At 35.0% G+C, this 12,403-nt stretch carries 15 protein-coding genes; 10 read left to right on the top strand and 5 right to left on the bottom strand.

Annotation, left to right across the window (positions count from 1 at the left end):
• Positions 1–2 precede the first annotated feature (2 nt).
• The 4 genes from HMPREF0391_RS00985 (at position 3) to pepD (ending at position 4,793) form a co-directional block, all read left to right on the top strand.
• Entirely contained in the window at positions 3–503 is a 501-nt protein-coding gene (locus tag HMPREF0391_RS00985; protein WP_002834956.1) for a DNA-deoxyinosine glycosylase, read from the top strand.
• 96 nt (positions 504–599) lie between these two features.
• The gene (locus tag HMPREF0391_RS00980) at positions 600–1,853 is read left to right on the top strand and encodes a serine dehydratase subunit alpha family protein (protein ID WP_002834955.1); all 1,254 of its coding nucleotides are present in this window, start codon (positions 600–602) and stop codon (positions 1,851–1,853) included.
• A gap of 229 nt (positions 1,854–2,082) precedes the next feature.
• Positions 2,083–3,294 (top strand): DUF819 domain-containing protein, encoded by a 1,212-nt coding sequence (locus tag HMPREF0391_RS00975; protein ID WP_002834954.1) that lies wholly within the window; start codon positions 2,083–2,085, stop codon positions 3,292–3,294.
• 83 nt (positions 3,295–3,377) lie between these two features.
• Positions 3,378–4,793, top strand: a complete 1,416-nt coding sequence (pepD, locus tag HMPREF0391_RS00970) for a beta-Ala-His dipeptidase (RefSeq protein WP_002834953.1) — start codon at positions 3,378–3,380, stop codon at positions 4,791–4,793.
• Between the two features lie 144 nt (positions 4,794–4,937).
• Here the strand turns inward: pepD and HMPREF0391_RS00965 are convergent, their stop codons facing one another.
• The 5 genes from HMPREF0391_RS00965 to HMPREF0391_RS00945 are packed head-to-tail and all read right to left on the bottom strand — an operon-like array spanning position 4,938 to position 7,929.
• Positions 4,938–5,222, bottom strand: a complete 285-nt coding sequence (locus tag HMPREF0391_RS00965; RefSeq protein ID WP_002834950.1) for a DUF5960 family protein — start codon at positions 5,220–5,222, stop codon at positions 4,938–4,940.
• Between the two features lie 2 nt (positions 5,223–5,224).
• Positions 5,225–5,560 (bottom strand): hypothetical protein, encoded by a 336-nt coding sequence (locus HMPREF0391_RS00960; RefSeq protein ID WP_035109055.1) that lies wholly within the window; start codon positions 5,558–5,560, stop codon positions 5,225–5,227.
• The gene (locus tag HMPREF0391_RS09720; RefSeq protein ID WP_035109053.1) at positions 5,550–6,968 is read right to left on the bottom strand and encodes a Y-family DNA polymerase; all 1,419 of its coding nucleotides are present in this window, start codon (positions 6,966–6,968) and stop codon (positions 5,550–5,552) included. Before HMPREF0391_RS09720 ends, HMPREF0391_RS00960 begins: the two co-directional genes overlap by 11 nt.
• A gap of 10 nt (positions 6,969–6,978) precedes the next feature.
• Positions 6,979–7,521 (bottom strand): ImmA/IrrE family metallo-endopeptidase, encoded by a 543-nt coding sequence (locus tag HMPREF0391_RS00950; protein WP_002834947.1) that lies wholly within the window; start codon positions 7,519–7,521, stop codon positions 6,979–6,981.
• 3 nt (positions 7,522–7,524) lie between these two features.
• The gene (locus HMPREF0391_RS00945; RefSeq protein WP_002834946.1) at positions 7,525–7,929 is read right to left on the bottom strand and encodes a helix-turn-helix domain-containing protein; all 405 of its coding nucleotides are present in this window, start codon (positions 7,927–7,929) and stop codon (positions 7,525–7,527) included.
• A 178-nt stretch (positions 7,930–8,107) separates the two neighbouring features.
• Here HMPREF0391_RS00945 and HMPREF0391_RS09650 point away from each other — a divergent pair, with 178 nt between their 5' ends.
• The 6 genes from HMPREF0391_RS09650 (at position 8,108) to HMPREF0391_RS00920 (ending at position 12,393) form a co-directional block, all read left to right on the top strand.
• Entirely contained in the window at positions 8,108–8,233 is a 126-nt protein-coding gene (locus HMPREF0391_RS09650) for an LDCC motif putative metal-binding protein (protein WP_002834945.1), read from the top strand.
• A 359-nt stretch (positions 8,234–8,592) separates the two neighbouring features.
• Positions 8,593–9,264 (top strand): ZinT/AdcA family metal-binding protein, encoded by a 672-nt coding sequence (locus HMPREF0391_RS00940; protein ID WP_002834944.1) that lies wholly within the window; start codon positions 8,593–8,595, stop codon positions 9,262–9,264.
• 67 nt (positions 9,265–9,331) lie between these two features.
• Positions 9,332–10,648, top strand: coding sequence for a metal ABC transporter substrate-binding protein (locus tag HMPREF0391_RS00935; protein ID WP_002834941.1), 1,317 nt, complete (start codon positions 9,332–9,334; stop codon positions 10,646–10,648).
• Entirely contained in the window at positions 10,649–11,320 is a 672-nt protein-coding gene (locus tag HMPREF0391_RS00930; RefSeq protein WP_002834940.1) for a metal ABC transporter ATP-binding protein, read from the top strand.
• Entirely contained in the window at positions 11,314–12,153 is an 840-nt protein-coding gene (locus tag HMPREF0391_RS00925; RefSeq protein WP_002834939.1) for a metal ABC transporter permease, read from the top strand. The genes HMPREF0391_RS00930 and HMPREF0391_RS00925 overlap by 7 nt, the downstream gene beginning before the upstream one ends.
• Positions 12,154–12,183: 30 nt before the next feature.
• Positions 12,184–12,393, top strand: a complete 210-nt coding sequence (locus HMPREF0391_RS00920; RefSeq protein ID WP_002834937.1) for an AbrB/MazE/SpoVT family DNA-binding domain-containing protein — start codon at positions 12,184–12,186, stop codon at positions 12,391–12,393.
• Positions 12,394–12,403 lie beyond the last annotated feature (10 nt).

The following is a 12,403-nucleotide window of genomic DNA, read 5'->3' as shown; positions in this document are numbered from 1 at the left end:
TTATGAAGGGAAATTACGAGACGATTGTTCATCCGTTGTCTCCTCTTTACGATGAGAATTCCAAGATTTTGATTTTGGGTTCTTTTCCATCGGTGAAGACTAGGGAGTACGGGTTTTTCTATGGTCATCCACAAAACAGGTTTTGGAAGTTGATGGAGAGTCTTTTCGATGTGGATTTGGATGTGAGTATTGAGAAGAGGAAGAGGTTTTTGTTGGGGCATAATATTGCTGTGTACGATTCGATTTATCAGTGCGATATTATTGGTTCATCAGATTCTAGTATCAAAAACGTGGTGCCTTCTAAATTGAAGGAGATTGTGGATTGTGCAAATATTAATCATGTTTTTTGCAACGGGACTGCTTCTTTTAAGTGTTTTGAGAGATATCACAAAAAGAATTTGGGGGTGGATGCTACGAAGCTTCCTTCGACATCACCTGCAAATGCTAGATACAGGTTGGATGATTTGGAAGATGAGTGGAAGGTGATTTTGGAGTATTTGTAACAGTTTGAAATCATTTACAATAATGTATCTGTAGTGTTATAATGGTTAATATATAGACGAAATTGTTATAAATTTATTTTTTATTAAGGAGTACAAATGAAGAATTACACTGAATTATTAAAATCTGAATTAATTATGGCGTTGGGATGTACTGAACCGATTTCTATTGCGTTGGCAGCGGCAAAGGCTAGGGAAGTTTTGGGGGATATTCCAACTAAAATCGAGGTTATGTGTTCAGGAAATATTATCAAAAACGTTAAGGGAGTTACTGTTCCAAACACTAACGGTATGAAGGGTGTGGAAGCTGCGACTGCTATTGGAACTGTTGCGGGAGATTCTTGTCTTGGGCTTGAGGTTTTGTCAAAGGTTACAGAAGATGACATCAAGGCTGCAAAGGATTTGATGGCAAAGGACATCATCACAGTTAGCTTAAAAGAAGGCGTGGAAAACTTAGACATAGAAATTGTAGCAGAGGACGAAAATGGAAATACTGTGGATGTTGAAATCAAAAACAAACACACAAATATTGTCAAAGTTACGAAAAATGACGAAGTAATACATATTGATAACTGCTACACTCACACACCAGAATACGAAAATTATGACGAACTTTCAGTAAAGGATATTTTTGAATACGCAAACAATGTTAACTTAGATGAGGTTAAGGATTTGTTGGAAAAACAAATTACTTTGAATTCTGATATTTCCGATGAAGGATTGACTGGAAAATGGGGAGTTGCAATGGGCAAGATTTTGATAGACGAAGATGAATCTATCAGAACAAAAGCTAAGGCAAGAGCTGCAGCAGGATCAGATGCACGCATGAGTGGCTGTTCACTACCAGTTGTAATAAATGCAGGAAGTGGAAACCAAGGTATAACATGCACGATGCCTTTGGTTGTATTTGCAAATGAAAAAAATTACGACAGAGAAACATTATACCGTGGACTTTTGATAACAAACTTGACAGCACTTCACATCAAAAGATTTATAGGTAGGCTTTCAGCGTTTTGTGGAGTTACTTCTGCGGGAGTTGCAGCAGGAGCTGGAATTTGCTACATGGAAACTAAGGATTTGGATTTGATTGAAAAAACAATCGGCAATGCCTTGATGATTGCATCGGGTATGATTTGTGACGGTGCGAAACCATCCTGTGCTGCAAAAATCGCAACAGCTGTAGATGCAGGAATTTCAGGATATTATTTGGCGAAAAATAACAGAAACTTCGAAGCTGGCGATGGTTTGTTAAAAGACGATATCGAAGAAACTATCAGAAGCATTGGTTATGTTGCTAAGGAAGGTATGAAAGAAACTGATATTATTGTGCTTAACACAATGATTCAAAAATAATTTTGAAGGCGTTAGTAAATCTAATGCCTTTTTTATTTGTGAGAACAAAAACATTTTCATATTTAACGCAAATATGATTTGAATTTAACGGGAAATTATTGTAAAAATATAGGTTTAAAAGCAAGTAAATTACTTGTGATTTTATTTATAAATTTTAAGAAAACACTTGCATGATTTATTTATTGGTATTATAATTTAATTAAATAAAATATTTTGAAGGAGGATTCTTATGGGATCATTTATTAGTGCCGAAAGTACTTGGATACTTTGGGCTGTGTTGGCATCATGTGCTGCTCTTGCAATATATTTGGAACAAAAATATACATGGGCAAGTAAGGTTACAGGATGTATTTTGGCTTTGACTTTTACTTTAATTTTGTCAAACCTTAAAATTATTCCAACAGAAGCACCTGTTTACGATGCTGTATGGAGTTATGTAGTTCCGTTGGCTGTACCAATGTTGTTATTTAACGCTGATATCAAAAAAATTGGTAGAGATTCAGGAAGAGTTTTAATTATTTATTTATTCAGTGGTATTGGAACAATTTTAGGTGGATTTGTTGCATACTTTGCTTTGAAGAATGCAATTCCTGCTTTGAACGACATAGTTCCAATGTTTGTGGGTACTTATACTGGTGGTTCAGTAAACTTCGTTGCAATGAGTCAACAATACAAGGTTCCTGGAGCAACTGTATCAGCTGCATTAGTTGCAGATAACTTACTTATGGCTTTATATTTCTTCACATTGATGGCACTTCCAACAATGGCTGTTATCAAGAAACATTATAAGATGCCACTTGTTAACGCTTTGGAAGAACAATCAGAATCTGACAAGGAAGCTAATAAAACTATGGCTGCAAAATATTGGGGAGCAAAAGAAATCTCTCTTAAAGACATTGCTTTCACAGTAGCATTATCATTTGTTATCGTAGCTATTTCTGACAAATTAGCCACTGTTTTTGGGAACTTATTCTCAGGCGAAGGAGCTGGAAGTGCAATTTTAGGTGGATTATTGGGAAATAAATACTTGTTAATGACTACATTTACTATGATAATTGCATCAGTATTTCCTAAACAAATTTCATCTATCAGAGGTAGCCAAGAAATTGGTACTTTCTTGATTTATTTGTTCTTCGCAGTTATTGGTGCTCCAGCATCAATAGGATTGATTTTGAGAGAATCTCCATTGTTATTAGTATTCGCATTAATCGTTGTATTAATCAACTTAATAGTTTCATTGATATTTGGAAAACTTTTCAAATTCAATATCGAAGAAATCATTATCGCATCAAATGCGAATGTTGGTGGACCAACTACTGCAGCAGCAATGGCTGTATCAAAAGGTTGGACAGAACTTATCGTTCCTGCGCTTCTGGTAGGTACGTTAGGTTATGTAATTGGTAACTACTACGGTATTCTTTCGGGAATATTGTTACATTAATTTAGAAATTTGAACACATTCTTTGGGTTAATCTCAAAGAATGTGTTTGTTTGAAGAGTAATTTGAACAGAAAAGGAGAAAATATGTTAGAAAATTTAAAACCAGAAAGAGTGTTTCATTATTTTGAAGAATTGACTAAAATTCCTAGAGAATCTGGAAATGAACAAGCAGTGAGTGATTTCTTGTACAAGACTGGAAAAAATTTGGGACTTGAAACAATTCAAGACGAAAGCAACAACATTATAATCAGAAAACCAGCTCATCCAGATTATGTGGATCATCCTTCAGTTGTAATTCAAGGCCACATGGATATGGTCGCAGAAAAAGCTGACGGAGTTGAACACGACTTTTTGACAGATCCTATTCCACTTGTTGTAGATGGTGATTGGGTTAAAACAGAAGGCACAACTTTAGGAGCAGATGATGGTATTGCAAGTGCTATTGGACTTGCGATTATGGAAGACAAGGAAGCTAAGCATCCAGCGCTTGAATTGTTGGTTACAACTAATGAAGAAACTACAATGGTCGGTGCGAGAGCTTTGAAGAGAGAAAATATCAAAGGTAGAAAACTTTTGAATATTGACGCTGAAGTAGAAGGAATTTTGTTGTCTGGTTGTTCTGGTGGACACAATATAATTGGTACGAAAAAGCTAAATTACGTGGACAATAAAATGAAAAACACATTTGTTATGAACATCAACAATATGCTTGGTGGTCACTCAGGAATGGAAATTCACCAACAAAGAGGTAACTCCATCAAATTTGCACGTGAAGCCTTGAAGTTAATCGAAGAAAAATCACCTGTAGCACTTGTTAGTATAGAAGGTGGAACAAAACACAACGCTATTCCAAGAGATGCGAAGGTTGTGTTCAGTTCTAACGAAGACGATTACGATGTTGATTTTTCTGATTTAATTGCAAAATATCCATTGGATAAAGATATGAGAGTTAAGATTGAAAAATGCGACAACGCAGACAAAGTATTGGATGAAAAAGATAAGGAAGATATCTTATCTTTCATCGAAGAGGTCCCTCACGGAGTGTACAGCATGATGAAGGAATACCCAGATATCGTTGAATGCTCCAACAACTTGGCGATTTTCGAAATAAAAGATGATGTGTTGAAGGTAACCATTTCTCTTAGAAGTTCAAACCCTGAAACATTCGATGCACACACTGAAGATGTGTCAAAAGTTTATGAAAAATACGGATTTGAAGTTAAAAAGGAAGATTACTACAAACCATGGGCGTTTGCAAAAGATTCTGAATTGAGAAACTTGGCGCTTGAAACATACAAAGATTTGTTTGGAAAAGAAATGAAGGTTGAAGTAGTCCACGCAGCATTGGAACCAGCAGTATTCATCGATACTTTCCCAGACATGGAAATGATCTCCATAGGACCTACTATGAAAGACGTTCACAGTCCTAAGGAAAGACTTTCAATTGAATCTACACAAAGAACTTACGAATTTGTGAAATCACTTCTAGAAAGACTTTAGTTTTGACAATAAATTGCAGTAACATTCTGCACTAAAAAACCCTTATGTACGGAAAAATATTCGTTCATAAGGGTTTTTGCATTTGGAATCACAAAGCAAGACCACGACTTTACAACACAAGTAAATAAAAATTTCTACAAATCTTTAAGCTTGCGTTTTGTGACCGACGTATTCAAAAAGAATTATGGATTTGTTTTCTTTTACGAAACTTTTCCTGAAGATAAAATAATGGTCGCGATTATCTTTGCAGTTTTTCGCATTTATTCTGAAATAATCGCTTTTCGTAGTCACCATGTGTTCCAAAATGTCGTCTGTGAGAAATGTAAGAGGCACGTTGATGTTTGCGTATTTGTAAAAGTCCTTCTCAAAAGTTATGAAATTGTCCGAAAAATAATCGAATTGAAATGTGTTTTTGTGTAATGTGTTCATAATTACTCCATCAAATTAATGTTCAAAATCTCGCTGAATTTTATCTCTATCATTTGATTGTCGCTTTCGAAATATATCTTGTCTTCGAAAAAATCGTAGATTGTCCCGACGTATGATTTGTTGTTGAGTATGAAGATTTCAACTGTGAAATCATTCAGAAAAGCTTGGCTTATCAGTAAAAGCAAACTACTCGCACCCAACGATTGAATGCTGACATTTTCAGTCATCGAATGTAGTGCTGTCGTGTGTTCTGACAGGAAAAATCCCATCCATTTTGCCATTTTTCTGTCGCAATATTCCCTTGCTGATTTGTAGGGAAGATAATTTCTAATAATCATAAGTACCGTCCATTCCACCGCAGTGGCCTCCAATTAGTTTGCTTCGTTCGATTACACGCGATCCTTCCATGAGAGATGTCGCTTTTTGAATGGAAGTGAATCCGTATTTGTCTCTTATTTCGTCGATTGCAGATTCCAAATTCTTCTGCTTTTCTATTTTCTCAATGTCTTCGAAAAGTGAAAATGATATGCACGCTTCGTCCACCAAATTTTCATAACTTACGCCAAGTCTTCTGACAGATCCTCTCTGATATTTTTGATGGAACAAATCCATGACATGAGCTGTTAGCTCTGCTGTTGATTGAGAAGGGGAGATGGTTTTTTGTGCGTGGATGGATCTTTTGTTTTCCTTGAAGGAATATCCAACGTAGATCGACACCACAGTCGCCTTCTTTTTGATTCGTCGAATTCTGATTGCGACTTGTTCTGCGATTTCTTTGAGAACTATTTCGATTTCACTTTTCTTGGAGTAATCTCTGGGAAGGACTTGCGAATTGCCGAGACCTTTTGATTTTCCCTTATAAGGCTGTGTGACCTTGGATTCATCGACGCCGTTTGCGTGAAACCACAACTGCACGCCCATTATTCCGAATTCTTTTTTCAAAATATCGGGATTGGAATTTGCGAGGTCTCTCACCGAAAAAATACACAATTTATTCAGCCTTCTTTTTGTTCTTTCACCGATTCCCCAAAAATCTGTCAAATCGGGAATGTTCCACACTTTTTCCTCCACATCTTCGTAAGACCAATTTGCCCTCATATTCACGGTTTTCTTCGCTTCGTTGTCCAGCGCAAGTTTTGCCAACAGAGGATTGGAATTACTCATTCCAACCGTAGAGTACAAACCAGTTTTGTTTCTGATTTCGTTTTGGATTCTAGAAGATATCAAATCCAATTTGTCCTTGTGCGATATTGTTTTATCGGGAATGAAATAATTCAAACTAGTAGTCAAATCGATAAAGCCCTCGTCGATAGAATAGGGAAGAATCTCATCTTTCGCTGCGTAATTCATGAAAATCTTCTGGATTTTCAAATTCTCCTCAATGTACAGGGCCATTCGAGGAGGGACGATGACGGTGTTTTTCGCCCAAGTTTCAATGTATTTTATATAAGAGTCGGTGATAGGCAAATTCTGTCTGAGAGCTGATTGGAAGTTAAACTTCCTATCGTGGACGTGAAAAGGCAAATCAAAAGCCCTACCGACGTTCTTCTTTCCGAAAACTTTCTTGAAAGTAGGAGAACTTGCGAGAATTAATCCACTCGCGTTGTCGGAATTACTCATGACGCAAAGAGAAGTTGTCAAAGGATTCAGATTTCTCTTGACGCATTCAACACTAGCGTAAAAACTTTTGATATCCACAAAAGCAATATCAGATTTTGGCTCCAAAGAGTAATCTATAAGTCCCATAACAACCTCCTTACTCGTCATCCAACGGACTATAATCTTCCAAAAAAGTAGATTTTGGATTTTCAATATAACAAATATCTGCTGGAAACTTGTTCAGCTTCACCATCTCAGATATTTTCAAATTCAACAAATTAATATCCACACCCAGCTTGTAGGCCATAGTCTTATCGTCGGTGTACTCACGCATCGTTTTAATCAAATCTTCATCCGAAATCAAAAGATGAGCTGCGAAAATATTCGCCTCATTCTCAAAAACATCCGTAGGATTGAACACCTTGTTCTCGTGAAAAGCGTGACCATCAATGCAGTATTTCCTGTGAAGTTGGTCGTGGCCAATCTCGTGAGCCAGAACGATTTTTTTCAAACTTCCGATATTGTTCGCAATCAAAATAACCCTATTTCTAAGAATTACTTGATACACTCCCAAAAGTTTGGACGGACTATCGATATAGTGAAGCTTAATTCCCAACAAATCCAAAAGCTCATCGGGATTTCTGGTGTGGTATTTTTCAACCAAATTATTTACCTTATCATATATCCATCTATTGTACATAAACTACCTTTTATTCTTGTTTTTTCCGTATTTTTTGTTCTCTAACTTGGCTTCGTAATAGGCTTCAGCAATCGCATTGAAAAGTTTGTCCTTGTCCTCTTCTGGAAGAGAACCTCCAGCAAAAAGCCCCGACAAATTATCCACCAAATTCTCAGCATCCTTTTTACCAGAATATCCAAATTTTTTAGCAGAATCCAGCACGAAATTATCCTCCACAGTCAACAAAAAATTGATGTCGACATTGAAAAACTCCGCGATTTTCTTGTACATATCTTGCGTGCGTGGGCGAGTGCCCTTCGTTTCGTAGTTGCTTATAGTCTTCAAAGTCACGCCAAGCTTGTCCGCAAGTTCCGTCTGAGTAAGACCTCTGTCTTCTCTGAGTTGTTTTAATTTAGCACCAAAGCTCATTGATTTCCTCCATAAATTAAATTAGAAGTTCAAATACAAAATATGAACTGTAACTACTAATATTATAATTTAAACTTCTAATCACGTCAAATTTTTTTGGAATTTGAAAATGAAACTCAATAGGTGTATAATATAAATGTAAACAAGTTGACATTGAAACTAAAAAGGTAGTGATTAAATGAAAATTTTTAGCAAAATAAAGAAAAATTTTGAAGAATTTTTAAAAAAATTGGGCAACGAAAACAAAAACACTTTCGGCGAAGAAAGATTGGACTGTTGCACAATGAATAAACAAGATAAATAGAACATCACAGATCGGATTTGATTATTCAAATCCGATTTTTTGATTGAAAAAATCTAAATTCAAATGATTATCATTATTGACAGAACAAAAAAATAATGTTATTATTTATTTGGATAAAGTTAGTAGGATGATTTTTACAATTGATTTTGCAGATTAGACGTAATTTGCAACTAAATAAGTTTTTAATTCTCAAAAAACTTATTACATATTTAAAATTTAATAGAATGATTAGACTAAAAATAAGATTTTATTGTAATAAGTTAATTAATTAATAAAATTAGAATGCATTCAAATTTGTTTTGAGATATTAATAACTACTTGTATTGCTCTACTAACAAATACAAATAAGGAGTATTGATATGAATAAATTAAAATTGATGGCTATAGTTGGAGTGATGTCAGCGGCGTTATTGCTGAATGGTTGTGGAGCACAAAAAGATGCACCGAAAGAAAACACAAAACAAGCTGAACAAAAACAAGAAGACAAAAAAGAAGACAACAACGCTACTGAAAAAACTGAGGACAAAAAAGAAGAAGTAAGCTTGTCTGATTGGGCTGGAGAATGGAACAACATGGGAAGCTATTTGGAAAAGCCAGAAGTTCAAGGTGCTTTCAAAACTTTAGCAAAAAAAGAAAATATTGATGAGAAAAAAGCAAAAGCAGATTATCTTGAAAAAAGAAAATGTGAATTCAATGGATTGAAAATCGAAGGAAATAAAATTACTTTCACAAGCAAAATTCCTTCAGAAAATGGAGACAAAATCGCTGAAACTGAGTACAAATTTGTAGAAAAAAAGGCTGTTAAACACGGATCACATATGCTAGAATGGGATGTTTTCGAAGCTGTGGATTCTAATGCGAAATATAAAGTTTTATTAATGATGCCAATTCACGGCGAAGAAGAATTGACACATTTCCACATGAGATATGGCAATGACAAGGATGAATTATTTGCAAAAGAAGGATGGTTCCCAACTTTCGTAAAACCAAACACAACTGATAAACAAATTATCGGAGAAATCGAAGAATAAGGTTTGAATATGAAATTGACAAAGGACAGGGACAACCTGTCCTTTTATTTTTGAAAAGGAGAATTAAATGAAAAAAAGACTGTTGAGTTTTCTATTAGTCTTGTGCATGATTTTGTTTGCAGGATGTTCCAATCATATGAAGAAATCTTCAGGAAAGCCTGTTATCTACACATCTTTTTTTCCAGTGCATGAATTGGTGAAGATGATTGCAGGAGATACTGTAGAGGTGAGAACTTTCATGCCGGTGGATAAGGAGCCTCATTTGTGGGAGCCATCTGCCAAGGATATGAAAAAACTTGCCGAGGCAGATTTGCTGGTAGTAAACGGAGCGAATATGGAACATTGGGTAGACAAGGTACACGAGAATTTGCCTAATTTGGATATTTTGAAGTTGTCGGATTCTGTAGAGTTAATCACATACAAAGGAGCTGCTGCTAGGGGCGACTTTCAATATATGGCAAGATTGGATTTAACAAAAGGAAAACGCAAAATAGATTTTGGGCACACTCATGAAGATATTATGAGAGTTGCGTTCTTCAAGGATAATGGAGAAGACAAGAAAGAATTAGTCAAAAAAGCAAAGGAAATTATGAATCAAAAGGGTGAGATTGTTCACCAAAAAAACACTTTTGATGTAGAAGAAGGAAAAGTATATGGCCTTGAAATGGGCCATGAATCTGGGGAGATATTTTACAACATAAAAGATGATGGCAAGTGGATTTTCGTATCAGACAGAATAAGCGAAGATTTGCTACCGTATTATTTACAAGATACTAACGGTAAATTACTTCAAGATGAGGGCAAATTAAAGCCTGTAATGGAAGGTTCTTCGTCAGGGTTTGATAAGATAACTTACGATCCACATTCATGGTTATCAGTTGTAAATGCAAAGAAGTACTTGAATAGTATCCAAGATAAATTGATACAAAAGTATCCAGACAATAAGAAAATTTATCACAAAAACAAATTGAAATATGTAGATAAATTGACAGATATTGACGCAGAATACAAAGAAAAATTTAGTAAATTAGACAACAAAAGCTTTTTGGTAACACATTACGCTTATGCATATATAGCGAGGGATTTTGGGCTTACTCAGTATCCATTAGAAGGTCTTACTAGCATGGAAAGTCCAAGTCTTAAAACAATAAAAAAAGCCGTGGATTTTGCGAAAACAAAAAACATTACTACGGTATTTTATGAATATGGAAAACCTCCTAAAGAAGCGAAGACTTTATCGGAAGAATTGGGAGGAGATATAAAGCCTTTGGCTTCGATGGAATTTATAACAAAAGAACAACAAGACAATAATCAAGGATATATCGAATTAATTGAGATGAATTTGAAAAACTTATACGAATCTATGAAAAAGGCAGGTGTATAAATGAATGCAGTAACTATTAAAAACTTAAACTTTGGTTATAATGAAGATTTGGTGCTTAAAGATTTGAATTTGAAGATAAATCAAGGAGAAATGGCTCTAATCCTTGGAGGAAATGGTAGCGGTAAATCAACTTTATTGAAATTAATGCTGGGAGAGTTAAAAGCTGATGACGGAGAAATCAAAGTTTTAGATAAAAATATTAAAGATTACAAAAGCTACCGAGATATAGGATATGTTCCTCAAATAAATATTGTAAACAAAATTGCGTTTCCGATTACTTGTTTGGAGCTTGTAACGTTAAATTTGTATGAAGATTTTGGGCTAATTAAAGTCGCACGCAAAAAACATTACGATAAAGCTAGGAAAATTATGGAAGAAATGGGAATGAAAGAATATATTAATCGTCCAGTAAATGAGTTGTCGGGAGGGCTTCAACAAAGAGCTATGATTTGTAGGGCGATGATTAACGAGCCCAAACTTCTTATACTCGATGAGCCGACTGCAGGTGTTGACAAAGAAAACAAAGAGAAATTTATAAAAACAATTGCTAAACTCAACAAAGATTACAACATAACTGTAATAATGGTAACTCACGAAATAAAAGAAATAGAAGCTTTGGATATTGATAGAACACAATACGAAATGATTGAAGGGAGGCTTGTAAAATGCTAGAATTTGCGTTTATGAGAAAAGCATTGGTAGCAGGATTGATGCTTTCGATAATGATTCCGATGATTGGAATAATAATGGTTAATCGTAAAACATCGATGATAGGAGATGCGCTTTCTCATACTGCTCTTAGTGGAGTTGGGCTTGGACTTATTTTAGGATTTGATCCTTTATTAGGCTCTGCAATAGTCTGTGTTGTAGCGGCATTTTTAATAGAATTAATCAGAAAAAAATTCCCACAATACGGAGATATGGCAACTGCTGTCATAATGAGTACGGGACTTGGAATTGCAGCGATATTATCTGATTTTGCTCCAGGAGGAAATTCATTTGAATCGTATCTTTTCGGAAGCATTTCTTCTGTGACAAACAGAGATGTGATAAATATTTCTGTGATTTTCATATTAATTTTAGTGGTGTCTATATCGCAATATTCTGGACTATTGGCTATTTCTATCGACAAAAATATCGCTCGCCTTGCTGGGGTGAAAGTAAATCGAATTAATGCAATATTTACTTTTTTATCAGCGATTACTATAGCTCTTGCAGTGAAAATAGTTGGAGCGTTGATGGTAACATCATTGATTGTACTTCCAGTAGCCACAGCGCTCATAATTGCAAAAAGCTACAAGAAAACATACATCATAACGATAATACTCGGTATTTTGTATATGATGTTGGGAATAGTTCAATCTTATCAATTTGATATTAAACCAGGTGGAGCAATCGTAGTAAATGCAGTTATAGGAATGATAGTTTTCGTAGCATATTCAAAAATTAAACAACCAAATAGGAGAAACTTTTCAAATTCACGAAATAATGCTAAAATAAAGTAAACACAACATTACAGAAGAAGGCAGGATAATATGAATTTCGAAGTAGAAAAAGGAAACAAAATTACAATACCAGATATATTAATGAGAAAATACGACCTAAGAGTTGGAGATATATTTGAGTGTGAACTTGAAAACGACAGGATAATATTGATTCCTAAGAAAAATCACGATGCAAACTATGTCGAAAAATTAAAGGGATTGACTGATGATACAATCGATGCATTAAACGAAGAGGAATAAAATCAAAAGG

This window comes from Finegoldia magna ATCC 53516, from assembly GCF_000159695.1.
GTDB lineage: Bacteria > Bacillota > Clostridia > Tissierellales > Peptoniphilaceae > Finegoldia > Finegoldia magna_F.
Note: the sequence above shows the minus strand (reverse complement) of the source record. Positions and strands in the feature narration are given on the sequence as shown.